The organism is Aeromicrobium sp. IC_218 (genome assembly GCF_004336805.1).
Classification (GTDB): domain Bacteria; phylum Actinomycetota; class Actinomycetes; order Propionibacteriales; family Nocardioidaceae; genus Aeromicrobium.
On record NZ_SJXM01000002.1, the window covers coordinates 25,291 to 45,166 of the forward strand.

At 72.3% G+C, this 19,876-nt stretch carries 25 protein-coding genes; 8 read left to right on the top strand and 17 right to left on the bottom strand.

Annotated elements, in window-relative coordinates:
* Positions 1–4: 4 nt before the first annotated feature.
* The gene (locus E0W78_RS02205; protein ID WP_131402228.1) at positions 5–1,315 is read right to left on the bottom strand and encodes an acyl-CoA dehydrogenase family protein; all 1,311 of its coding nucleotides are present in this window, start codon (positions 1,313–1,315) and stop codon (positions 5–7) included.
* Positions 1,316–1,444: 129 nt separating this feature from the next.
* Between E0W78_RS02205 and def the strand changes: the two genes are divergently transcribed.
* Positions 1,445–2,035, top strand: coding sequence for a peptide deformylase (def, locus tag E0W78_RS02210; RefSeq protein WP_278249415.1), 591 nt, complete (start codon positions 1,445–1,447; stop codon positions 2,033–2,035).
* Positions 2,036–2,158: 123 nt separating this feature from the next.
* Here def and E0W78_RS02215 read toward each other — a convergent pair whose 3' ends face one another.
* On the bottom strand, positions 2,159–2,959 hold the full coding sequence (locus E0W78_RS02215; RefSeq protein WP_131402229.1) for an RNA methyltransferase: 801 nt from the start codon (positions 2,957–2,959) through the stop codon (positions 2,159–2,161).
* Between the two features lie 18 nt (positions 2,960–2,977).
* Here E0W78_RS02215 and E0W78_RS02220 point away from each other — a divergent pair, with 18 nt between their 5' ends.
* Positions 2,978–3,505 (top strand): YbhB/YbcL family Raf kinase inhibitor-like protein, encoded by a 528-nt coding sequence (locus E0W78_RS02220; protein WP_131402230.1) that lies wholly within the window; start codon positions 2,978–2,980, stop codon positions 3,503–3,505.
* A gap of 99 nt (positions 3,506–3,604) precedes the next feature.
* Here the strand turns inward: E0W78_RS02220 and E0W78_RS02225 are convergent, their stop codons facing one another.
* From E0W78_RS02225 to E0W78_RS02235, 3 genes are read right to left on the bottom strand one after another with little or no spacing between them, the layout of a single operon-like run.
* Positions 3,605–4,660: an SPFH domain-containing protein gene (locus E0W78_RS02225; protein ID WP_131402231.1), complete on the bottom strand. Its 1,056-nt coding sequence runs from the start codon at positions 4,658–4,660 to the stop codon at positions 3,605–3,607.
* Positions 4,660–5,127 carry an NfeD family protein gene (locus E0W78_RS02230; RefSeq protein WP_131402232.1) on the bottom strand — a complete coding sequence of 156 codons (468 nt, stop codon included), beginning with the start codon at positions 5,125–5,127 and terminating at the stop codon, positions 4,660–4,662. Before E0W78_RS02230 ends, E0W78_RS02225 begins: the two co-directional genes overlap by 1 nt.
* A gap of 30 nt (positions 5,128–5,157) precedes the next feature.
* On the bottom strand, positions 5,158–5,964 hold the full coding sequence (locus E0W78_RS02235; RefSeq protein WP_131402233.1) for an ABC transporter ATP-binding protein: 807 nt from the start codon (positions 5,962–5,964) through the stop codon (positions 5,158–5,160).
* An 83-nt stretch (positions 5,965–6,047) separates the two neighbouring features.
* Here E0W78_RS02235 and serB point away from each other — a divergent pair, with 83 nt between their 5' ends.
* Positions 6,048–7,268 (top strand): phosphoserine phosphatase SerB, encoded by a 1,221-nt coding sequence (gene serB, locus E0W78_RS02240; RefSeq protein ID WP_131402234.1) that lies wholly within the window; start codon positions 6,048–6,050, stop codon positions 7,266–7,268.
* A gap of 114 nt (positions 7,269–7,382) precedes the next feature.
* Here the strand turns inward: serB and E0W78_RS02245 are convergent, their stop codons facing one another.
* The 3 genes from E0W78_RS02245 to E0W78_RS02255 are packed head-to-tail and all read right to left on the bottom strand — an operon-like array spanning position 7,383 to position 9,236.
* Positions 7,383–7,946 (bottom strand): dihydrofolate reductase family protein, encoded by a 564-nt coding sequence (locus E0W78_RS02245; protein WP_131402235.1) that lies wholly within the window; start codon positions 7,944–7,946, stop codon positions 7,383–7,385.
* Positions 7,943–8,863 (bottom strand): helix-turn-helix domain-containing protein, encoded by a 921-nt coding sequence (locus E0W78_RS02250; RefSeq protein WP_131402236.1) that lies wholly within the window; start codon positions 8,861–8,863, stop codon positions 7,943–7,945. Before E0W78_RS02250 ends, E0W78_RS02245 begins: the two co-directional genes overlap by 4 nt.
* 55 nt (positions 8,864–8,918) lie before the next feature.
* Complete coding sequence (locus E0W78_RS02255; protein ID WP_131402237.1) at positions 8,919–9,236, bottom strand: ArsR family transcriptional regulator; 318 nt, start codon at positions 9,234–9,236, stop codon at positions 8,919–8,921.
* Between the two features lie 80 nt (positions 9,237–9,316).
* Here E0W78_RS02255 and E0W78_RS02260 point away from each other — a divergent pair, with 80 nt between their 5' ends.
* Complete coding sequence (locus E0W78_RS02260) at positions 9,317–10,525, top strand: MFS transporter (protein WP_207392590.1); 1,209 nt, start codon at positions 9,317–9,319, stop codon at positions 10,523–10,525.
* A gap of 3 nt (positions 10,526–10,528) precedes the next feature.
* Here the strand turns inward: E0W78_RS02260 and E0W78_RS02265 are convergent, their stop codons facing one another.
* The gene (locus E0W78_RS02265) at positions 10,529–10,744 is read right to left on the bottom strand and encodes a dodecin (protein ID WP_131402238.1); all 216 of its coding nucleotides are present in this window, start codon (positions 10,742–10,744) and stop codon (positions 10,529–10,531) included.
* Between the two features lie 42 nt (positions 10,745–10,786).
* On the opposite strand from E0W78_RS02265, the gene E0W78_RS02270 reads away from it, so the two are divergent.
* From E0W78_RS02270 to E0W78_RS02280, 3 genes are read left to right on the top strand one after another with little or no spacing between them, the layout of a single operon-like run.
* On the top strand, positions 10,787–11,104 hold the full coding sequence (locus E0W78_RS02270) for a DUF3099 domain-containing protein (RefSeq protein WP_131402239.1): 318 nt from the start codon (positions 10,787–10,789) through the stop codon (positions 11,102–11,104).
* The gene (locus E0W78_RS02275) at positions 11,097–11,303 is read left to right on the top strand and encodes a hypothetical protein (protein WP_131402240.1); all 207 of its coding nucleotides are present in this window, start codon (positions 11,097–11,099) and stop codon (positions 11,301–11,303) included. The genes E0W78_RS02270 and E0W78_RS02275 overlap by 8 nt, the downstream gene beginning before the upstream one ends.
* Before the next feature lie 43 nt (positions 11,304–11,346).
* Complete coding sequence (locus tag E0W78_RS02280; protein WP_242686191.1) at positions 11,347–11,889, top strand: sugar O-acetyltransferase; 543 nt, start codon at positions 11,347–11,349, stop codon at positions 11,887–11,889.
* 16 nt (positions 11,890–11,905) lie between these two features.
* On the opposite strand, the gene moaA is transcribed toward E0W78_RS02280, so the two are convergent.
* Positions 11,906–12,892 (bottom strand): GTP 3',8-cyclase MoaA, encoded by a 987-nt coding sequence (gene moaA / locus E0W78_RS02285; RefSeq protein WP_131402241.1) that lies wholly within the window; start codon positions 12,890–12,892, stop codon positions 11,906–11,908.
* Between the two features lie 80 nt (positions 12,893–12,972).
* On the opposite strand from moaA, the gene E0W78_RS02290 reads away from it, so the two are divergent.
* Complete coding sequence (locus E0W78_RS02290; protein ID WP_165570375.1) at positions 12,973–13,767, top strand: SURF1 family protein; 795 nt, start codon at positions 12,973–12,975, stop codon at positions 13,765–13,767.
* Here E0W78_RS02290 and E0W78_RS02295 read toward each other — a convergent pair.
* The 7 genes from E0W78_RS02295 to sufD form a co-directional block, all read right to left on the bottom strand.
* Positions 13,740–15,338, bottom strand: a complete 1,599-nt coding sequence (locus E0W78_RS02295; protein WP_131402243.1) for an ABC-F family ATP-binding cassette domain-containing protein — start codon at positions 15,336–15,338, stop codon at positions 13,740–13,742. The genes E0W78_RS02290 and E0W78_RS02295 overlap by 28 nt on opposite strands.
* Positions 15,339–15,539: 201 nt before the next feature.
* Entirely contained in the window at positions 15,540–15,899 is a 360-nt protein-coding gene (locus tag E0W78_RS02300; RefSeq protein ID WP_131402244.1) for a metal-sulfur cluster assembly factor, read from the bottom strand.
* Positions 15,896–16,345, bottom strand: coding sequence for a Fe-S cluster assembly sulfur transfer protein SufU (gene sufU / locus E0W78_RS02305; RefSeq protein WP_131402558.1), 450 nt, complete (start codon positions 16,343–16,345; stop codon positions 15,896–15,898). Before sufU ends, E0W78_RS02300 begins: the two co-directional genes overlap by 4 nt.
* A gap of 2 nt (positions 16,346–16,347) precedes the next feature.
* Positions 16,348–17,601, bottom strand: a complete 1,254-nt coding sequence (locus E0W78_RS02310) for a cysteine desulfurase (RefSeq protein WP_131402245.1) — start codon at positions 17,599–17,601, stop codon at positions 16,348–16,350.
* Positions 17,598–18,365, bottom strand: coding sequence for a Fe-S cluster assembly ATPase SufC (sufC, locus tag E0W78_RS02315; protein WP_131402246.1), 768 nt, complete (start codon positions 18,363–18,365; stop codon positions 17,598–17,600). The genes E0W78_RS02310 and sufC overlap by 4 nt, the downstream gene beginning before the upstream one ends.
* A gap of 6 nt (positions 18,366–18,371) precedes the next feature.
* Entirely contained in the window at positions 18,372–18,692 is a 321-nt protein-coding gene (locus tag E0W78_RS02320) for a non-heme iron oxygenase ferredoxin subunit (protein ID WP_131402247.1), read from the bottom strand.
* On the bottom strand, positions 18,689–19,852 hold the full coding sequence (sufD, locus tag E0W78_RS02325; RefSeq protein WP_242686192.1) for a Fe-S cluster assembly protein SufD: 1,164 nt from the start codon (positions 19,850–19,852) through the stop codon (positions 18,689–18,691). Before sufD ends, E0W78_RS02320 begins: the two co-directional genes overlap by 4 nt.
* Positions 19,853–19,876: the final 24 nt, after the last annotated feature.

Below are 19,876 nucleotides of genomic sequence, written 5' to 3' on the forward strand. Positions count from 1 at the left end.
CCCCTCAGACGAGGAGTGCTCCCTCCATGACGCCGACGGCCCGCAGGTCGCGGTACCACCGCTCCACCGGGTGCTCCTTGACGAAGCCGTGCCCACCGAGCAGCTGGACGCCGTCGGTGCCGATCTTCATGCCGTGCCGGCTGGCCAGGCTGTGCGCGATGCCCGCCTCACGGGCCAGGTCGAGCCCGTGGTCGGCGCGGGACGCGGCCCGGCGGACGGCCAGACGCATCCCCTCCAGCTCGATCGCGACGTCCGCGACCATGAACGCGACGGCCTGGCGGTGGGCGATCGGCTCGCCGAAGGCCTGCCGCTCGAGCACGTACTGCTTGACGTAGTCGAGCACGGCCTGGCCGGTGCCGACGGCGAGCGCGGCCCAGGCGACCCGGGCCCGGCGCAGGGCGTCGCGGTAGTCGTCGCCGTCGCCCAGCAGCGCGTCCGGACCGACGTGCACGGCGTCCAGGCTCAGCCGGGCCAGGGCGGCGGCCCGCAGGCCCATCGCCGGGTCGGGCGCCACGCCGAGGCCGTCCGTGCCGGACTCGACGAGGAACAGGCGTGGCCCCTCCCCCTCCAGGTCGGCCGCGACGACGAACAGCTCGGCGTCGGCGCCGCGGACGACCGCCGACTTCACGCCGTCGAGCCGGAAGCCGTCGGGCGTCCGCACGGCGGTCGTGGCCGGGGCCGTCGGGTCGAACAGCGGCTGCGGCTCGGTCACGGCGAAGGCCGCCACCGGGACGTCGTCGCCGACGAACGCGGGCAGGTAGGTCTGCTGCTGGACGTCCGAGCCGTACAGCGTCAACGCGGTCGCGACCGCCGCCGGCGACAGGCAGGCCACCGCCTGGCCCATGTCGCCGTGCGCGAGCGCCTCGGCCACGAGCGCCGCGGTGACCGCCGAGCGCTCCTCGGCCAGGCCGCCCAGCGACTCGGGCACGCCCAGCTGGCTGAGGCCCAGCTCTTCCGCCTGGGCGAGCACCTCCGCGGACGTGGCGCTGGCCGACTCCGCGGACTCGGCGGCCGGGCGCAGCAGCTCGGCGGCGAGCTCGCGGACGACGCCGACGATCATGTCCTGGTCGTCGGTCGGGGTGAGGTCGAAGACACCCTTCGCGGACGCCGTCGCCGGTCGGACCGGATCGCCGGACCCGCCCCGGCGGGCGAACGCGCGGCTGGCCCGGGTCGCGGCGCTGAAGCCCACGCGGGCGCCGTGGTAGACCGACCGCTCGGCCGGACGGCGCAGGTTGAGCCGGTCGAGCAACGGCGAGCCGGCCAGCCGGTTGAGGACGGCGAGACCGGCGGCCATCGGGTCGGTGCGCACGGGCATGGGTGCTCCTGTCGCGGTGGACAACGTCAGATACCGAGAGTATCCGAGATGGGGTCGCACGGTCCAGGGCGCTCGTCCCGAACCGCTTCGCTAGGCTCGCTCCTGCTGTCCACGAACAGGAGCTGAAGCGTGTCGAGCCAGTCGCGTCCGTTGCCCGAGGGGGGCAAGGTGCTGCCCATCACCCGGTGGGGCACTCCCGTCATGCACCACGAGCTGCGGGACGTGACGGTGTACGACGACGAGCTGCGCACGCTGGTCGCCGACATGACCGCCACGATGTACGCCGCCAACGGCGTCGGGCTCGCCGCCAACCAGGTCGGCCGTGACCTCAAGGTCTTCGTCTTCGACTGCCCCGACGCCGACCACGAGCGCGTCACCGGTGTCGTGTGCAACCCCATCCTCTCGCTGCCCGAGGGCGTCGACCGCCAGCTCGACCCCGACGACGAGGGCTGCCTCTCGCTGCCCGGCGCGTTCGTCGAGTGCGCGCGTCCCGACCGCGCCTGGGTGACCGGCACGGACGAGAACGGCGAGGCCGTGGCGTTCGAGGGCACGGGCGTCCTGGCCCGCTGCCTGCAGCACGAGACCGACCACCTGCACGGCACGGTGTTCGGCGACCGCGTGCCGAACCGGCTGCGCAAGAAGCTCTACAAGCAGCACGAGCAGGTCGCCGACCACTACCCGCAGGACTGGCCGGTCTCCCCCGCCACCGACGAGGACTGACCCACCGCTCTGCTGGCTGGACCCGTCGAAGCCCGCCACCGCTGGCCGAGCCTGTCGAAGCCCGCCACCGCTGGCTGAGCCCGTCGAAGCGTCCCTTCGACAAGCTCAGGGAGCGGGTGAGCCTCAGCGCGGTCGCATCTGCCAGCAGGCGACCGCCACGGACGCGGCGATGTTGAGCGAGTCGATCTGCGGCGCCATCGGGATGGTCACGCGGTGGTCCGCGCCGGACTCCCAGCGATGGGTGAGCCCGTGCCCCTCCGAGCCGAACACGAGCGCCATCCGCTCGGCCTGCGGCGCCTCGTCCAGCGGCACGGCGTCGTCGGCCAGCGTCATGGCGTAGCTGGTGAATCCGGCGTCGCGCAGCATGTCCGGCGCCTCGTACCAGTCGTCGATGCGGGCGTAGGGCAGCCAGAACACCGTCCCCATCGCCACCTTGACCGCCCGCCGGTACAGCGGGTCGGCGCAGCGCGGTGACAGCAGCACCGCGTCGAAGCCGAACGCGGCGACGTTGCGGAAGGCGGCCCCGACGTTCGTGTGGTCGGCGAGGTCCTCGAGCACGACGACGCGGCGGGCGTCGCGCAGCACCTCCTCGGGCGACGGCAGCGGCTGCCGCGCCAGCGCGGCCAGGGCGCCGCGGTGCACGTGGAAGCCGGTGAGCTGCTCGATCGCCTTGTCGGGCAGGACGAAGCACGTGGCGTCGCTGGCCTCGAGCAGGTCGGCGAGCGGCTCCAGCCAGCGGGGCGACATGAGGAACGAGCGCGCCTCGTGCCCGGACTCCAGCGCCCGGCGGACGACCTTCTCGCCCTCGGCCAGGAAGATCCCGCGCTCGGACTCCAGCAGCTTGCGCAGGTGCACGTCGCGCAGGTCGGTGTAGTCGCGCAGCCGCGGGTCGGTCGGGTCGTCCAGTGTCACGATCGCAGCCACGCCGTTAGCGTACGGAGCATGAGCCTCGACCGACCCGTCACCCCGGACCCGTACCCGCTCCTGCCCGCCGCCGCGAGCTTCACCGTCACCAGCGACGACGTCACCGACGGCCAGCCGCTCAAGGACGACCAGGTCGGCGCGCTGGGCAACACCTCGCCGCAGCTGTCCTGGTCCGGTGCCCCCGAGGGCACGAGGTCGTACGTCGTCACCTGCTTCGACCCCGACGCCCCGACCGTCTCGGGCTTCTGGCACTGGACCGTCGTCGACCTGCCCGCGTCCGTCACCAGCCTCGACACCGGCGCCGGCGCCTCGGACGACACGCTGCCCGGCGGGGCGTTCCACGTCCGCAACGACGCCGGCTCGCTCGACTTCACCGGAGCGGCCCCGCCGCAGGGCGACCAGCCGCACCGCTACTTCTTCGTCGTCCACGCCGTGGGCGAGGAGACCCTGGGCGTCGACGCGTCCGTCTCCCCCGCCGTCGTCGGCTTCAACCTGGCGTTCAAGACGCTCGGCCGCGCGATCCTGCACGGCACCTACCAGCACTGAGCCGGCTCACCCCGGCGCGGCGCTGCCGCGACTCGTGACGAGAAGGACCCCGCCCAGCAGTGGACGGGGTCCTTCTCGACACACATCTCGGCAGGGAGGCTACCGCTCAGTGGTGCCCAGGCCGGGCGCCTCGGCCTCCTTGGCCGCCTCCAGCGCCTCCTCGACCGCGGCGGACGTCTGCGACGCCTCGGTGTCCACGACCGGCTCGTCGAGATCGACCCGCTTCTTGCTGCCACCGCCGTCGACCGGGATCTTGCCGATCGCGCCGCCGATGGTGCCCAGCGCCTCGGTCAGCTCGGCCGGGATGACCCACACCGTGCTGCCCTCGCCCTCGGCGATCTTCGGCAGCATCTGCAGGTACTGGTACGACAGCAGCTTCTGGTCGGGGTTGCCGTCGTGGATGGCCTGGAAGACCGCCTCGATGGCCTGCGCCTCGCCCTGGGCGCGCAGGATGGCCGCCTGACGATCGGCCTGGGCGCGCAGGATCGCGGCCTGACGGTCGCCCTCCGCGGTCAGGATCGAGGACTGCTTCTCGCCCTCCGCGGTGAGGATCGCCGACTGGCGGTCGCCCTCGGCGGTCAGGATCGCGGCACGCTTGTTCCGCTCGGCGCGCATCTGCTGCTCCATGGCGTCGATGATCGACGGCGGCGGGTCGATGCCCTTGAGCTCGACCCGGTTCACGCGGATGCCCCAGCGCCCGGTGGCGCCGTCGAGCTCACCACGCAGGCCGGAGTTGATCTGGTCGCGGCTGGTCAGCGCGTGCTCGAGCGTCATGCCGCCGATGATGTTGCGCAGCGTCGTCATGGTCAGCTGCTCGATCGCCTGGATGTAGTTGGCGATCTCGTAGGTCGCGGCCACGGCGTCGGTCACCTGGAAGTAGATGACCGTGTCGATCGACACGACGAGGTTGTCCTCGGTGATGACCGGCTGCGGCGGGAACGACACGACCTGCTCGCGCAGGTCGATCTTGTAGCGGACCTTGTCGATGAACGGCACGACCATGTTCAGGCCGGCCGACAGGGTGGTGCGGTACTTGCCGAAGCGCTCGACGATGCCGGCGCGCGCCTGCGGGACGATCTTGACGGTCATCGTCAGGACCACCACCACGAGGACGGCGAGCAGGACGATGGCCACGGTCACGGCTGAGCCGAGCATCACGGCCCCTTTCGTGGGTCGGGGTCGGGGGTGACGACGGCGGTCGCGCCGTCGATGGCGACGACGAGCACGTCGGCGTCGGGGTCGATGACGGTGCCGCGGTCGGCGGTGCGGGCCGACCACTCCTCGCCGGCCAGCCGCACGCGTCCGTCACGCTCGTCGACGACGGTGAGGGCGACCGCGCGGTGGCCGACCAGGCCGGAGGTGCCGCTGCGCACCGTGGGCCCGGCGTGCAGCCGGGCGACGATGGGCGGACGAGCCAGGACGAGCAGGGCCGCGGACACGACGATGAACACCGCCATGCACAGCCAGAACGGGGCGCCGATCACGCTGGCGACGGCGGCCACGCCGGCGCCCAGGGCCAGCATGAGGAGCACCAGGTCGAGGCCGAGCACCTCGGCGACGGCCAGGACGACGGCCAGCGCCGCCCACGCCACCCAGGGGTTGTCCTGGATCAACTCGGTCATGCGCGCCTCTCGGTCGTCGGAGCCGTCACCCTAGAGGGCGCGGCGCGTCCCGTACGTCGAACGGCGCGCCATGTAGCGCCCGTCGTCCACGAAGATGTGCAGCCGCATGCCGAACGTGGCGCCGAGGTTGTCGGTGCTCAGCACGTCGTCGATCGGGCCGGCGGCCACGACCTTGCCCTCGCGCAGCATCAGCACGTGGGTGAAGCCGACCGGGATCTCCTCGACGTGGTGCGACACCATGATCGTGGCCGGCGCCTGCGGCGAGGTGGCCAGCACGGTGAGGCTGAGCAGCAGGTCCTCCCGCGCGCCCAGGTCCAGGCCCGCGCCGGGCTCGTCGAGCAGCAGCAGCTCGGGGTCGGTCATGAGCGCCCGGGCGATGAGGACGCGCTTGCGCTCGCCCTCGCTCAGCGTGCCGAAGGTGCGACGGGCCAGGTGCTGGACGCCCATCTCGCCGAGGATCTGCTGGCATCGCCGGTGGTCCTCGTCGTCGTACTGCTCGCGCCAGCGGCCGGTGACGGCGTACGCGGCCGACAGGACGACGTTCTCCACCGCCTCGTCGCGGGGCAGCCGGTCGGCGATGGTGACCGACGTGTGGCCGATGCGGGTGCGCAGGTCGAAGACGTCGACCTGGCCGAGCGTCTCGCCGAGCACGTCCGCGGTGCCGCTGGTGGGGTGCATCTGGGCGCCCACGACCTGCAGGAGCGTGCTCTTGCCGGCGCCGTTGGGACCCAGCACGACCCAGCGCTGGTCCGGCATGACCTCCCAGTCGATCCCGTCGAGCAGGGTGGTCCCCGAACGGACCACCGACACCTCGGACAGCTTCACGACCGGTTCCATGCAGGCTCCCTCCCGACGACCTCGTCCGTGTGATCAACAACCTATCGGAGGCCCCCACGGCCCGGGCGGTAGCCTCGTCCCCGATGACCGACCACGTGCCCGCCGTGCACCTGACCGCGCCCACCGTCCTGGTGACCTTGACCGGGCCGGACCAGAGCGGCGTCTCGACCCGGCTGTTCGACGCGCTCTCCGGCTTCGACGTCGAGGTGGTGGACGTCGAGCAGCTGGTCGTCCGCGGCCGGCTCGTGCTGAGCGTCCTGCTGACCGTGCCCGACGACGCCGGGACCCTCGAGCAGACCGTGCGCGCCGTGGGCGACGGCTTCGGCTTGCACGTCGAGATCGAGCACGGCGACGGCGACAACCGGCCCCGCCGGGTCGGACGCGCGCAGGTGGTCGTGCTCGGCGCTCCCCTGCGTCCGGGAGCCATGGCGGCCATCACCGCCGGCATCAAGCGCGGCGGCGGCAACATCGACCGGATCGTGCGCATGGGCCGCTACCCGGTGACGGCCATCCGCATGGAGGTCTCCGGCGTCGAGCCCGACCGGCTGCAGTCCGACCTCGGTGCGCTCGCGCACGAGAACGGCGTCGACGTCGCGGTGCAGGAGAACGGCATCCGCCGCCACGCCCAGCGCCTCGTCGTCATGGACGTCGACTCCACGCTCATCCAGGGCGAGGTCATCGAGATGCTGGCCGCCCACGCGGGCTGCGAGGAGCAGGTCGCCGAGGTGACCGAGCGGGCCATGCGCGGCGAGCTCGACTTCGCCGAGTCACTGCGCGAGCGCGTGGCCCGGCTCGAGGGCGTGCCGGTCGAGGCGCTGGACGAGGTCTACGCGAACCTGCAGTACGCCCCCGGCGCCCGGACGATGATCCGCACCCTCAAGCGGCTCGGCTACCGCTTCGCGCTGGTCAGCGGCGGGTTCACGCAGGTGATCGAGCAGATCGCCGCCGAGCTCGAGATCGACTACTTCGCCGCCAACGAGCTCGAGGTCGCCGACGGACGCCTCACCGGACGCGTGGTCGGCCGCATCGTCGACCGTCCGGGCAAGGCGTCCGCGCTGCGCGACTTCGCCGAGCAGGCGCGCATCCCGGTCAAGAACACCGTGGCCATCGGCGACGGCGCCAACGACCTCGACATGCTCGCGGCCGCCGGTCTCGGCATCGCGTTCAACGCCAAGCCGGTCGTGCGCGACCAGGCTCGCACCAGCGTGAACGTCCCCTACCTCGACGCGATCGTGTACCTCATGGGCATCACGCGCGAGGAGGTCGAGGCCGCCGACGCCGCCGACGCCGCCCCCACCGGCTGAGCGGCGCCCCGCCGACTGAGCTTGTCGAAGCCTCCCTTCGACAGGCTCAGGGAGCGGCCCGTGGCTGACCGGCACCCCGCTGGCTGAGCTTGTCGAAGCCTCCCTTCGACAGGCTCAGGGAGCGGTGCGGTCCTCGCGCAGCGGGCCGGCCACCCGGTAGCGGCTCACGACGAAGGCACCGGCCCGGTGGGTCTCGACCAGCTCGAGGTCCAGCCGGCGCGGCAGCAGCGGGCGTCCCGCTCCCAGCACCACCGGTGCCACAGACACGACGACCTCGTCGAGCAGGCCGGCGTCCGCGAGCTGTCCGGCGAGGTCTCCCCCGCCCACGACCCACAGCGGCCGGTCGCCGGCGGCCTCGCGCATCGCGGCGTGCACCGCACCGACGTCCCCGGAGGCGAAGCGGATGTCCGCGCCGGGCAGCCGCTCCAGCTCGCGCGAGGTCATCACCCAGCTGGGGACGCTGTAGGGCCACGCGCCGCCGCCGGCCGCGTCGAGGTGGCGCACCACCCACTCGTAGGTCGTCGAGCCCATGAGGATCGCGCCGACCCCGGCCATGAAGTCGGCGAACTCGGCCTCTCCCTCGGCGCCCTGCTCCTGGCGCAGCAGCCAGTCCAGCGAGTCGTCCGGGTCGGCCAGGAAGCCGTCGAGCGTCGTCGCGGTGTGGAAGGTGGTGGTCATCGGTCCTCCGGGTCCTGGGTGCGCCGGGCGCGCAGCCACTCGATGGGGTCGCCGTGGTCGACCTCGACCCCGGCGCCGCGCAGCAGGTGCCGCACGAGCTGGCGGCGGTGCGCGGAGTAGGTCAGCACGTGGGCCACGACGCTGCTCAGCACGAAGCTCTCCGGCGGGTCGCAGAGCGCGTCGACCAGCCGGTCGTCCCACGCGCCGCGGCGGTCGAGGTCGCGCACGGTCGCCAGCCAGCGGGCGGCCGCGGACTCGTGCCGCTCGAGCAGCTCGGCGACGTCCGCCGCCTCGCGCTGGTCCGGCAGGTCCAGGCCCTGGATGGACGCGAGCCAGACCTCCAGCGTCCGCACCGAGCGGTCGAGGACGGCCAGGACGGACTCCTCCGGGCCGTCCCAGGCGAGCACGGTCAGGCCCGGCGCCAGCGGCCGGCGCAGGACGTCGTCGTCGAGTCCCTCGGCCAGCTCGAGCAGGTGCCGGGTGTCGTCGAGGTCGTGGCGGACGAGCTGCTCGGTCAACGGGTTCATGGCGTGCTCCGTGCTGCGGACCCACAGCGAGGTGGGCGGGTGGAAGTGGATGCCGTTCGGGGCGGGCAGCCAGGGCTCGGCGTCGTCCACGGCCCGGCTCGGCGGGTGCCCGAACGCTCGGGTGAAGGCGCGGCTGAAGCCCTCGACCGACTCGTACCCGGCCTCCCACGCGGCGTCGGTGACGCTCGTCCCGCCACGTAGGCGCCAGGCGGCCCGTTCGAGCATGACCCGGCGCCGCATCGCGACCGGCGCCTCGCCGGCGGCGCGCGACAGCGTCCGCGACAGGTGGAACGGGGAGGCGTAGGCGTCCTGCGCCATCTCGTCCAGGCTGCGGTTGTCCTCGTCGAGCACGGCGTCGAGCAGCTCGCGCAGGCGGTCCCGTCCGGTCATGACCTCAGTCTGGCGGCGCGCCGGCCCGCGGCGCTTGACCGTTCTTGCCCCGTGCTCAGTCGCGCGCGGCGCCGAGCACCGCGTCCAGCAGGCCCGGGTAGGCCGCCTCGAGGTCGTCGCGGCGCAGGCTGATGCGGCGGTTGCGCCCGACGGGCTCGTTGCGGATGACCCCGGCCTCGCGCAGCACCTTCATGAGGTGCGAGCGCGTCGACTTCGGCATGTCGGGCACGGCGGTGCAGTCGGCCATGTCGAGCGGCCCGTCGGCCAGCTCGCGGACGATCGCGAGCCGCGCGGGGTCGCTCAGCGCGAACAGCACCTCGGTGACGGGGACGTCCCGCACGTCGGGATGGATCAGCACGCTGGGTCCGGGCATGGTTCGATCATACTTGAACGATCGGGTCGCGGCGGTCTATCGTCAGGCCAGTTCCACTTCTCTCGAACGATTGGCCCGCCGTGTCCACCACCGCCCCCGCTCGTCCGACCCGCCGTCTGCGGGCCGGCAGCACCGCCGCGTTCGTCCTCGCGCTGGCGTCCGCCGTCGCGATGATGGGCGCGGCCAGCGCCCCGTCGCCGTTCTACCCGGTGCTCCAGGCCGAGATCGGGTTCTCCGCGCTCGCGTCGACGTCGATCTTCGCGGTGTACGCCTTCGCGCTGCTGGTCGCGCTGCTGGTGACCGGCTCGCTGTCGGACCACGTCGGACGCCGTCCGGTGCTGTCGGCCGGGTTCGCGATCCTCGCGGTGAGCATGGTCGTGTTCTGGCACGCCGGGTCGGTCGAGGCGCTGCTGGCCGCCCGCGTCGTGCAGGGCCTGGCCGCCGGCCTGCTGCTTTCGGCCCTCACCGCCGCGGTGGTCGACCTCGAGCCGCCGTCGCGCCCGGGCAGCGCCGCGGTCGCCAACGCCGTGCTGCCGCTGGCCGGCATGGCCATCGGCGCGGCCGTGAGCGGCTGGGTGCTGGACGTCTCGGACTCCCCCGAGCCGGTGGTGTTCGGCGTCCTCACCGGGCTCTACCTGGTCGTGACCGTGGCGGTGTGGGCGCTGCCCGAGACGTCCCCCGGCCACGACGGGCTGCTGCACTCGCTGCGCCCGCGCGTCGGCGTGCCGGCCGCGGCCCGGGCGGCGTTCCTGCGCAGCACGCCGGCCATCGTGGCCGGCTGGGCCACCGGCGGCCTGTACCTCTCGCTGGGCGCCCCGCTGATCGGTCAGCTGGGCGGCGAGAGCCACCTGGCCCAGGGCCTGGTCGTCAGCGTCCTGACCGGCGGCGGCGCGCTGGCCGCGTTCCTCATGCGGTCGCTGAGCCCGCGAGCGCTCACGCTCTACGGCACCGGTGCGCTGGCCGTCGGCACCGCGCTCACGCTGACGGCCCTGGCGCTGGACACCCTCGGCTGGTTCGTGGCCGCCGTGGCGGTGGCCGCGACCGGGTTCGGCACCGCGTTCATGGGCGTCATGCGCTCGGTGACCCCGACGGTCGGTCCGGCCGAGCGCGGCGAGCTGTTCGCCGCCGTGTTCGTGTTCAGCTACGTCGCGTTCGGCCTGCCGGCGGTCGCCGCCGGCTTCGCCGTGCCCCACCTGGGCCTGGAGACCACGACGTACGTCTACGGCGCGGCCATCACCGTACTGGCGACGACGGCCGCGCTGCTGCGCCGGTTCGCGACGACCGAGTAGCGACTACTCGTCGTCCTCGAGGCGGAAGCCGATCTTCATCGTGACCTGGTAGTGCGACACCTCGGTGTCGACGATCTGGCCGCGGATGCCCACGACCTCGAACCAGTCCAGGTGGCGCAGCGTCTGCCCGGCGCGCTTGATGCCGTTCTGCACGGCCTCGGAGACGCCCTCGGGGGACGTGCCGACGATCTCGGTGACTCGGTAGGTGCGGTCGCTCATGCGCCCATCATGCCGTGCGGACGTCCGGCGTACGCTGGCAGCATGGAACGCAGCAGGGGTCGTCGCGACGCCGAGGTCCAGTCCATCACCTCGGCCAGCGTGCCCCACACCGAGGAGCTCGACGGGCGCATGAAGCGCTACGCGCTGTCGATGGGCATCCGGTCGGTCTGCTTCGTGCTGGCCGTGCTCGCGGCCACCTGGCTGCACTGGCTCGTGGTCGCCCTGCTGCTCATGGCCGCGGCCATCGTCCTGCCCTACGTGGCCGTCGTCATGGCCAACGCCGGCGTGCGCCGCAAGGGCGCGGGACCGAGCCCGTTCGGACCCGAGGACCGTCCGCAGATCGAGGGCCCGCGTGGCTGACGCGCTGACGTGCTCGGCGAAGGGCTGCGGTGCCGAGGCGACGTCCGGGCTGCAGTGGAACAACCCCAAGATCCACACGCCCGACCGACGCAAGGTCTGGATGGCGTGCCCCGAGCACACCGCCTCGTTGCAGCAGTTCCTGGACGCTCGCGGCTTCTGGCGCGAGACCGTGCCGGCCGCCCAGGCCGAGGCCCGCTAGCCGCCCACGGCGGCAGGATCGGCGGCGCCGCTAGGTTGTGGCCGTGTTCGAGAGCCGCCGCATCCTGCCGCGCACCGACGAGTCCGCCGCCATGGTGGACGGGGTCGAGCGCGCGTTCGCGGTGTGCGAGCGGCTGAACCGGCTGCCCCGCGCCGACCAGGACGCGATCCGCGCCGCCGTCGCCGAGCTGACCAGCACCGACATTCACTCCTCCGTGCGCGTCGTCCCGCCGCTGTGGAGCGACCACGGCCGGGCGCTGCGGCTCGGCGAGCGCGTGTTCGTCAACCACGGCTGCACGATCAACGACCTGGGCGGCATCTCGATCGGTGACGACGTGATGGTCGGGCCGAACGTCCAGCTCCTCAGCGCCGGGCACCCGGTCGACCCGGCCGAGCGCCGGGCCGGGGTCGTGGTCGCCCGCATCGAGCTCGGCCGGGGCGTCTGGATCGGAGCCGGGGCCACCGTGCTGCAGGGCGTCTCGATCGGAGAGGACTCGGTGGTCGCCGCCGGGGCGGTGGTGACGCGTGACGTGCCGGCCCGGGTGCTCGTGGCCGGCGTGCCGGCGAGGGTCGTGCGGAGCCTGTAGCCGCTCCCCCGGCCCGCTAGCCGCCGATCGCCGACATCGGGCGCGTCGGCTGGAGGAAGGCCGGGTCGTCGATGCCGTGCCCCGGGCGCTTCGTGGCCATGGCCGCGACCCAGCGCTCGGCGAGCTCCTCGTCGCTCGCCCCGGCGCGCATCGCGGCGCGCAGGTCGGACTCCTCGCGGGCGAACAGGCAGTTGCGCACCTGCCCGTCGGCGGTGAGCCGCACCCGGTTGCAGTCGCCGCAGAACGGACGCGTGACCGAGCCGATGATGCCCACGGTGTGCGGGCCGTCGTCGACCAGGAACTTCTCGGCCGGCGCGGAGCCGCGACCGTCGAGCGGCGTCAGCCGGAAGCTCTCGCCGAGCAGGGCCAGCGTCTCGTCGGCCGTGACCATGCTGGCGCGGTCCCAGCCGTGCTGGGCGTCCAGCGGCATCTGCTCGATGAAGCGCAGCTCGTACTCGTGCTTCATGCACCAGCGCAGCAGGTCGGGCGCCTCGGCGTCGTTGATGCCGCGCAGCAGCACCGCGTTGACCTTGACCGGACGCATGCCGGCGGCCTGGGCGGCCGCGAGCCCGTCGAGCACGTCGTGCAGCCGCGGACGTCGCGTGATGCGCTCGAAGGTGTCGGCATCGGTGGTGTCGAGGCTGACGTTGACCCGGTCGAGCCCGGCCGCCGCCAGCGCGACGGCAGTGTGCTTGAGCCCGAGCGCGTTGGTCGTGATCGCGGTGCGCGGCGAGCCCGGCAGCGCCTTGGTGGCGGCCACGATGGCCGGCAGGCCGCGGCGCAGCAACGGCTCGCCGCCGGTGAAGCGGACGTCGGTGACGCCGAGCCGCGTCACGGCGATCGCGATGAGCCGGTTCAGCTCGTCGTCGGTGAGGGTCTCGTCGGCCGGCATCCAGTCCAGCCCCTCGGCCGGCATGCAGTACTGGCAGCGCAGGTTGCACCGGTCGGTCAACGAGACGCGCAGGTCCGTCGCGACACGACCGTGACCATCCCCGAGCTGCATGCCTTCACCCTACGGCCCGGACCTGACGAGCACCCGCCCCGCGCGCCACGGACTTGCCGCGACGGCCTATCGTCGGGGACGTGGTGCGCACCCTCCTCCGCTGGACGCTCGCGGTCGTCGTCGTGGCGTTCCTGGCCTGGGCCTGCTGGGCGCTGGGCCAGTGGCAGTGGGACAAGCACGACCGCATCGACGCCGACTCCGCGCGCATCCAGCGCTACCTCGACGAGCCGCCCGTGCCGATCGACTCCCTCGTGCGTCCCGGCGACTCCGTCGCGAAGGACGAGGAGTGGCGTCCGGTGAGCGTCACGGGCACCTACGACACGTCCCAGCAGGTGACGGTCCGGTTCACGACCCGCGACAAGCAGCCCGGCGTCGACGTCGTCACCCCGCTGGTGACGGCGGACGGCACGGCCGTGCTGGTCAACCGGGGCTGGGTGCAGGTGCCCAACAACGACGTCGCCAGCATCGACATCCCCGACCCGCCCGCGGGCGAGGTCACCATCACCGCCTGGCTGCGTCCCGACACCGGGGCCGACGGCAGCGCGATCGCCGTGCAGGACGAGCAGGTGCGCGCGATCTCGAGCAAGGTGCTGGCCGACCACACCGGCTACACGCTCTACCCGGGCTTCGTCGAGCTGCAGGAGGAGGACCCGGCGCCGGCCGAGTCGCTCGCCCACGAGCCGGCGCCCGAGGAGTCCTCGGCGCAGAACTTCTTCTACGCGTGGCAGTGGTGGTTCTTCGGCATCCTCGGGCTGACCGGCGCCGTGTACTTCGGCCGCCAGTCCGTGCTCGAGCTGCGCGAGCGCCGCGCGGCGCGCCGGGCCGAGGCCGCCGACGCGGACGACCGTCAGGCCAGCGAGACCAGCTCGGCGTAGGAGTCGCTCCACAGGTCCTCGTCGCCGTCGGGCAGCAGCAGCACCCGGTCCGGCTCGAGCGCGCGCACGGCGCCCTCGTCGTGCGAGACGAGCACGATCGCGCCCTCGTAGGTGCGGATGGCGCGCAGCACCTCCTCGCGCGACGCGGGGTCCAGGTTGTTGGTCGGCTCGTCGAGCAGCAGCACGTTGGCGCTGGAGACGATGAGGCTGGCCAGGGCCAGACGCGTCTTCTCACCACCGGACAGCACGCCGGCCGGCTTGGCCGTGTCGTCGCCGCTGAACAGGAACGAGCCGAGCACGCTGCGCGCCTCGGTGTCGGTCAGCTGCGGGGCGCTGGCCTGCATGTTCTCCAGCACGCTGCGGCTCGTGTCGAGCGTCTCGTGCTCCTGGGCGAAGTAGCCGATCTTGAGCCCGTGGCCGGGCAGGATCTCGCCGGTGTCGGGGGTCAGCGTGCCGGCCAGCATCCGCAGCAGCGTCGTCTTGCCCGCGCCGTTGAGCCCCAGGATGACCACGCGGCTGCCCTTGTCGATGGCCAGGTCGACGCCGGCGAAGATCTCCAGCGCGCCGTACGACTTCGACAGCCCCTCGGCCATGAGCGGCGTCTTGCCGCACGGTGCCGGCTTCGGGAAGGTGATGTGGGCGACCTTGTCGCTCTGGCGCTCGTCCTCGAGGCCGGACATGAGCTGCTCGGCCCGGCGCAGCATCTGCTGGGCCGCGGACGCCTTGCTGGCCTTGGCCCGCATCTTGTTGCCCTGCAACGTGAGCCGCTCGGCCGTCTTGGTGGCGATCTCGCGCTCGCGGCGGCGACGCTGCTCGTCGGCCTGGCGCTGCTTGAGGTAGGACTTCCAGCCCATGTTGTAGATGTCGATCGTGGCCCGGTTCGCGTCCAGGTAGAGGACCTTGGTGACGGTCTCCTCGATCAGGTCGACGTCGTGGCTGATGATGATGAGCCCGCCGGAGAAGTTCTTGAGGAAGCCGCGCAGCCAGGCGATCGAGTCGGCGTCCAGGTGGTTGGTCGGCTCGTCCAGCAGCAGCGTGTCGGCGTCGGAGAACAGGATGCGCGCCAGCTCGATGCGGCGGCGCTGACCACCGGACAGCGTCGACAGCGGCTGCTCCATGATCCGGTCGGGCAGGCCCAGGCTGGTGGCGATCGTGACCGCCTCGGACTCGGCCGCGTAGCCGCCGCCGGCGGAGAACTCCCCCTCGGCGTTGGCGTACGAGCGCATCGCCTTCGCGGCGATGTCGGGGTCGGGCGAGCCCATGTCGATCTCGGCCTTGCGCATGCGCACCAGCGCGTCGTCCAGGCCGCGCGCACCGAGGATGCGGTCGCGGGCGGTGGTCGACAGGTCGCCGGACTTGGGGTCCTGGGGCAGGTAGCCGATCTTGCCGGTGCTGGTGATGGTGCCCTGGGCCGGCTGGCCGTCGCCGGACAGCATGCGGGTCAGCGTGGTCTTGCCGGCGCCGTTGCGACCGACGAGGCCGACCTTGTCGCCCTTGTCGACACGGAACGAGACGTCGGACATGAGGACGCGCGCGCCGAAGCGCAGCTCCACTCCGGAGACGGTGAGCATGAGAGAACCTTCGAGATTGCGTGGATGGCGAGGACGAGGAGGCGAGCAGGGGCTCGCGCGTCACTCCAGCCGGATGATGTCCACCGAGCCAGTCTACGGGCCCGACCCCCACGAGGCCGAGACCCGGACGCCGTGTGACGAGTCACGCGACGCGACCTCCCCCGGCCGGGCCGGAGGAGGTCGCAGGTCGTCGAGCGTGGCTCAGACGTTGAAGCCGAGGGCGCGCAGCATCTCGCGGCCGTCGTCGGTGATCTTGTCCGGGCCCCACGGCGGCATCCAGACCCACTCGATCCGGAAGTCGTTGACGATGCCGTCGAGCGCGGAGCGCGTCTGGTCCTCGATGACGTCGGTCAGCGGGCAGGCCGCGGACGTCAGCGTCATCGAGAGCACCGCGTTGCTGTGCTCGTCGACGTCGACGCCGTAGACCAGGCCGAGGTCGACGACGTTGATGCCGAGCTCGGGGTCGACGACGTCCTTCATCGCCTCGGTGACGTCGTCGGCGGTCGTGGCGCCCGCGGGGGCCGTGGCGACCTCCGGCAGGTCGGTGTGGTCGGTCGTCATGCGTCCTCCTTCTCGGTGACGGCCTGCGCGACCGCGTCCTTCCAGGCCATCCAGGCCAGGAGGGCGCACTTCACGCGGGCCGGGAACTGGGCGACGCCCGCGAACGCGACGCCGTCCTCCAGAACGTCCTCGTCGGGCTCGACCTTGCCCTTGCCCTGCATGAGCTCGGTGAACGAGCCCAGCACGGTCATGCCCTCCTCGACACTGTGCCCGACGACCAGGTCGTTGAGCACCGAGGCGGACGCCTGGCTGATCGAGCAGCCCTGCGCGGCGTACGACACGTCGGCGACGGTGTCGCCGTCCAGGTGCACCCGCAGGGTGATCTCGTCGCCGCAGGTCGGGTTCACGTGGTGGACCTCGGTGTCGAAGTCCTCCCGCAGGCCCGCGCCGTGCGGCTTCTTGTAGTGGTCCAGGATGATCTCCTGGTACAGCGCGTCGACGTCCATGCTCACGCTCCGAAGTACTTCTTGGTGTGCAGCAGGCCGTCCACGAGGGCGTCGACCTCCTGCTCGGTCGTGTACAGGTAGAACGAGGCCCGCGACGTCGACTGCACCCCGAAGCAGGCGTGCGCCGGCTTCGCGCAGTGGTTGCCCGCGCGCACCGCGATGCCCCGGCTGTCGAGCAGCTGGGCCACGTCGTGCGGGTGGACGCCCGCGAGCTCGAAGCTGATCGCTCCGCCACGGTCGACCGCCTCGGACGGTCCGACGATGCGCAGGCCGTCGATCTCCTGGAGGCGACCCAGCGCGTACGCCGTGATCGCGTGCTCGTGCGCGGCGACGTTCTCCATGCCGAGCGCCGAGAGGTAGTCCACCGCCGCACCCAGGCCGACGGCCTGAGCGATCGGCGGGGTGCCGGCCTCGAAGCGGGCCGGCGGCGGGGCGTACGTCGTGCGCTCCATCGTGACCGTCTCGATCATCTCGCCGCCGCCCATGAACGGCGGCAGCTCGGCCAGCAGCTCGTAGCGGCCCCACAGCACGCCGATGCCGGTCGGGCCGAGCATCTTGTGGCCGGTGAAGGCGACGAGGTCGGCGCCGAGGGTGCTGACGTCGACCGGCAGCTGCGGCACCGCCTGCGACGCGTCGACGACCACGAGGGCGCCGACCGCGTGGGCCTTGGCGATGATGGTGGCCAGCGGGCTGACCGAGCCGAGCATGTTCGAGACCCACGCGACCGAGACGACCTTCGTGCGCTCGGTGATGAGGCTGTCGATGTCGGACAGGTCCAGCCGGCCCTCGGGCGTGAGCCCGAACCAGCGCAGCGTCGCGCCCGTGCGCTGGCAGAGCTGCTGCCACGGGACGATGTTGGAGTGGTGCTCGAGCTGGGTGATGACGATCTCGTCGCCGGCCCCCACGCGTCCGGCGTCGCCGAGCACGCGGGCCACCAGGTTGAGCGCCTCGGACGCGTTCTTGGTGAACACGACCTCGTCGCGGCTCGGCGCACCGATGAACCCGGCGACCTTGTCGCGGGCGCCCTCGAACGCCTCGGTGGCCTCGGCGCCGATCTGGTGCATGGCGCGGGCCACGTTGGCGTTGTGCAGCCGGTAGTGCTCCTCGATCGCGGCGATCACGCTCGCCGGCTTCTGCGAGGTGTTCGCGCTGTCGAGGTAGACCAGCGGCAGGTCGCCGGCGAGCCGGCGCGCCAGGACGGGGAAGTCCCGGCGCACCTGCTCGACGTCGTAGCCGGTCGCCTCGGCGGTCGTCATCGCGTCGCCGCCGCAGCCTTCACGTACTTGTCGTAGCCGTTGGCCTCGAGCTGGTCGGCCAGCTCGCGGCCGCCGCTCTCGGCGACCTTGCCGGCGACGAAGACGTGGACGTAGTCGGGCTTGATGTACTGCAGGATGCGCGTGTAGTGCGTGATCAGCAGGACGCCGCGGTCGCCACGCCCGTGGTAGCGGTTGACGCCGTCGGAGACGACGCGCAGGGCGTCGATGTCCAGGCCGGAGTCGGTCTCGTCGAGCAGCGCGAACTTCGGGTCGAGCAGGTCGAGCTGGGCCATCTCGTGGCGCTTCTTCTCGCCGCCGGAGAAGCCCTCGTTGACGCTGCGCTGGGAGAACGACGCGTCCAGGTCCATGCGCTCGAGCGCCTCGTTGACGTCCTTGACCCAGGTGCGCAGCTTCGGCGACTCGCCGTCGATGGCGGTCTTGGCCGTGCGCAGGAAGTTCGCCACGGAGACGCCCGGGATCTCGACCGGGTACTGCATCGCCAGGAACAGGCCCGCGCGGGCGCGCTCGTCGACGCTCATCTCGAGGATGTTCTCGCCGTCGAGCAGGACCTCGCCCTGGGTGACGGTGTACTTGGGGTGACCGGCGATCGTGTACGCCAGGGTCGACTTGCCCGAGCCGTTCGGGCCCATGATCGCGTGGATCTCGCCCGAGCGGACGGTGAGGTCGACGCCGCGCAGGATCTCCTTCGCGCCGTCCTCGGTCTCGACCGAGACGTGCAGGTCCTTGATCTCAAGGGTGGCCATGTGCGTTCAGCTCCTGTTCGCGGAGAGATCCACCCAGACGGTGTCTCCCTCGATCTTCGTGGGGTAGGTCGGTACGGGTTCGGTGGCGGGCAGGTTGAGGGCCTCGCCGGTGCGGACGTCGAACCGCGAGCCGTGCAGGTAGCACTCGATCTCGCAGCCCTCGACGTCACCGTCGGACAGCGGCACCTGCGCGTGCGAGCACCAGTCGGAGATGGCGTAGACGTTCTCGCCGTCGCGCACGAGCGCCACGTCGACCTCGTCGATGACCAGGCCCAGGGCCCTGCCCTCGACGACGTCGCCGAGCTTCGCGGCCTCGACGAACGTCACGCGATGCTCCCGACGTGCTCGGCGAGCTCGCGCTCGACGGCCTCGACGAGGCGCTTCTCCAGGTCCGGCACGCCGATGCGGCGGATGACGTCGTTGAAGAAGCCGTGCACGACGAGGCGACGGGCGTCGTCCTCGGGGATGCCGCGGCTCATCAGGTAGAACAGGTGCTGGTCATCGAAGCGGCCCGTGGTGGACGCGTGGCCGGCGCCGGCGATGTCGCCGGTCTCGATCTCCAGGTTCGGCACCGAGTCGGCCTTCGCGCCGTCGGTGAGCACGAGGTTGTCGTTCTGCTCGAACGTCTCGATGCCCTCGGCGACCTTGCGGATGAGCACGTTGCCGATCCAGACCGTGTGCGCCCCGTCGCCCTGCAGCGCGCCCTTGTACTCGACGTTGCTGCGGGTCTTGGGCGCCGTGTGGTCGGCGAACAGCCGGTGCTCGATGTGCTGGCCGGCGTCGGCGAAGTACAGGCCGAGCAGGTCGACGCTGCCGCCGGTGCCGGCGTAGTCGGCCGAGGTGCTGGCGCGCACGACGTCGCCGCCGAGCGAGACCGCGACGTGCTTGAGGTGCGCGTCGCGGCCCACGCGGGCGTGCTGCGTGGCGACGTGGACGGCGTCGTCGGCCCAGTCCTGGATCGTCACGAACGTCAGGTCGGCGCCGTCCTCGAGGACGACCTCGATGTTCTCGGTCCAGGTGGCCGAGCCCTCGTAGGTGACGACGACGATCGCCTTGCTGAAGCGGCCGGCGCGCACCAGCAGGTGGCCGGCGCCCGCGGCGTCGACCCCCTGGCCGGTCAGCGCGATGGTGACCGGCTCGGTGACGATGGCGTCGGCCGGGACCGTCACCTCGCGCACCTGCGTCGCCGCGGCCCACGCGCGGGCCGACACGCGGTCGGTCGGCACGTAGCCGGACGCGCCACGGGCCGACTCGGCCGCCGGGACGACCTCGACCTTCACCGCGTCGGGGCCGGTGACCTGGGCGGAGAGGGAGCCCGCGTCGAGCGGCGCCTCGCCGTGGACGTCACGCAGCCGCTTGAGCGGCGTGAAGCGCCAGATCTCCTCCAGGCCGTTCGGCACGGCGTGGTCGGCGAGGTCGAAGGACCCCTCCGGGTGCAGGTGGGACTCGACGGGCTCGAGCTCCAGGACGTTGCTGAGGTTCTCCACTGATGTCTTCCTGTGTGAAGGGGC

Bases quoted from the DNA above. Each gene is read 5' to 3' on its own strand.
- E0W78_RS02205 (WP_131402228.1), bottom strand. From the start codon at position 1,315: ATGCCCGTGCGCACCGACCCGATGGCCGCCGGTCTCGCCGTCCTCAAC.
- E0W78_RS02220 (WP_131402230.1), top strand. From the start codon at position 2,978: ATGAGCCTCGACCGACCCGTCACCCCGGACCCGTACCCGCTCCTGCCC.
- E0W78_RS02225 (WP_131402231.1), bottom strand. From the start codon at position 4,660: ATGCTCGGCTCAGCCGTGACCGTGGCCATCGTCCTGCTCGCCGTCCTC.
- E0W78_RS02230 (WP_131402232.1), bottom strand. From the start codon at position 5,127: ATGACCGAGTTGATCCAGGACAACCCCTGGGTGGCGTGGGCGGCGCTG.
- E0W78_RS02235 (WP_131402233.1), bottom strand. From the start codon at position 5,964: ATGGAACCGGTCGTGAAGCTGTCCGAGGTGTCGGTGGTCCGTTCGGGG.
- serB (WP_131402234.1), top strand. From the start codon at position 6,048: ATGACCGACCACGTGCCCGCCGTGCACCTGACCGCGCCCACCGTCCTG.
- E0W78_RS02245 (WP_131402235.1), bottom strand. From the start codon at position 7,946: ATGACCACCACCTTCCACACCGCGACGACGCTCGACGGCTTCCTGGCC.
- E0W78_RS02250 (WP_131402236.1), bottom strand. From the start codon at position 8,863: ATGACCGGACGGGACCGCCTGCGCGAGCTGCTCGACGCCGTGCTCGAC.
- E0W78_RS02255 (WP_131402237.1), bottom strand. From the start codon at position 9,236: ATGCCCGGACCCAGCGTGCTGATCCATCCCGACGTGCGGGACGTCCCC.
- E0W78_RS02265 (WP_131402238.1), bottom strand. From the start codon at position 10,744: ATGAGCGACCGCACCTACCGAGTCACCGAGATCGTCGGCACGTCCCCC.
- E0W78_RS02270 (WP_131402239.1), top strand. From the start codon at position 10,787: ATGGAACGCAGCAGGGGTCGTCGCGACGCCGAGGTCCAGTCCATCACC.
- moaA (WP_131402241.1), bottom strand. From the start codon at position 12,892: ATGCAGCTCGGGGATGGTCACGGTCGTGTCGCGACGGACCTGCGCGTC.
- E0W78_RS02295 (WP_131402243.1), bottom strand. From the start codon at position 15,338: ATGCTCACCGTCTCCGGAGTGGAGCTGCGCTTCGGCGCGCGCGTCCTC.
- E0W78_RS02300 (WP_131402244.1), bottom strand. From the start codon at position 15,899: ATGACGACCGACCACACCGACCTGCCGGAGGTCGCCACGGCCCCCGCG.
- sufU (WP_131402558.1), bottom strand. From the start codon at position 16,345: ATGGACGTCGACGCGCTGTACCAGGAGATCATCCTGGACCACTACAAG.
- E0W78_RS02310 (WP_131402245.1), bottom strand. From the start codon at position 17,601: ATGACGACCGCCGAGGCGACCGGCTACGACGTCGAGCAGGTGCGCCGG.
- sufC (WP_131402246.1), bottom strand. From the start codon at position 18,365: ATGGCCACCCTTGAGATCAAGGACCTGCACGTCTCGGTCGAGACCGAG.